The organism is Burkholderia sp. Bp8963, from assembly GCF_003854275.1.
Taxonomy (GTDB): Bacteria; Pseudomonadota; Gammaproteobacteria; order Burkholderiales; family Burkholderiaceae; genus Burkholderia.
This window is the reverse complement of record NZ_QTQP01000148.1, coordinates 1-1,315: the sequence shown is the minus strand read 5'-3', so window position 1 is coordinate 1,315 and position 1,315 is coordinate 1. Positions and strand designations below refer to the sequence as shown.

Annotated in this window: 1 protein-coding gene; it reads left to right on the top strand. The window is 65.2% G+C overall.

Annotation, left to right across the window (positions count from 1 at the left end):
- A partial coding sequence (locus tag DID96_RS37720) for a discoidin domain-containing protein (RefSeq protein ID WP_124604391.1) occupies positions 1-1,315 on the top strand: 1,315 nt, incomplete at both ends.

Here is a 1,315-nt window from a genome sequence, read left to right as displayed (position 1 = left end):
CCCAGTCCAACGCGTCGTTTCCGAGCGCGCTGACGGGCAAGCTCGTCTATCACAGCTATGTGTCCTACGGTGACGGCACGAGCCAGCTGTTCCTGTACGACTTCTCGGCGCGCACGCTGACCCAGTTGAGCAAGAGCGCGTGGGGCATCACCGACCCGATGAACGCGGTGTTCAGCCCGGATGGCACGTGGATCGCGTTCATGGGCATCAGCAACGGCGCATGGAACGTGTTCATGTATCAACTCGGCAGCAGCAACCCGCCGATCAACATGACGAACAGCACGGGCGCCACCCGCAACGAAGACCCGAAGTTCAGCGCGGACGGCAAGACCCTCGTGTTCAAGCAGAACGGCGACGTCAAGCAGGCCACGCTGTCGTATACGAGCGCGGGCCCGGTGTTCACGTCGGTCGTGAGCCTGACGAACGCGCCGGCCGGCGCCGAATACTCGATGCCGTTTCTCGCGCCGGACGCCAGCGCCGTCTACTACGCGACCGGCACCGGCGCGAACATGGGCCTGATGAAGCGCACGATCGCGACCGGCGCGACGGCCGTGTTCGACAATCCGTCAGGATTGCAGACCTACTATCCGATCGTGCGCGCGGACGGCACGGTGTTCTACGCGCGCTGGAAGGACACGAGCCAGCTCGACCAGATCTATGCGAAGACGGCCGACCCGGCATCGACGCCGAACCAGCTGTCGATCAACGACTGCATCAGCAACAACTCCGATCCGGCGCCGGTCAGCGGCACGAACTACCTGTTCTTCTCGTCGACGACCGCGGGCGGCTATCAGCTCTACGTGGGCGATGTCACGACCGGCCAGCGCTGGAGCCTGTCGCAGTTCGGCGTGAACGCCGACACGACGAAGGCCAAGCTCGGCTCGAGCTACTACGGCGGCCCGGCCGCGAAGCAGGCCACGCTGCTGTCGCAAGGGCATCCGGCGGCCGCGTCGGCCAGCTACAACACGTCGCTGACGGCGGACAAGGCGTTCGACGGCAACACCACCAGCACGCGCTGGGATTCGCCGGAAGGCACCGGCGTCGATCCGCAATGGCTGTCCGTCGATCTCGGCGCCGTTAAGACCATCGATCACGTCGATCTCTACTGGGACGCCGGCGCGCTCGTCTATCAGATCCAGACGTCGAACGACAACGTGAACTGGACGACGCTTTACTCGACGAGCAACGGCGTCGCCTGGGGCCACGTCACGCTGCCGAACCTCAACGGCCGCGGCCGCTACGTGCGGATGTACGGCACGAAGCGCGCGACGCCGTGGGGCTACTCGCTCGACGAGATGCAGGTGTGGGGGTCGTA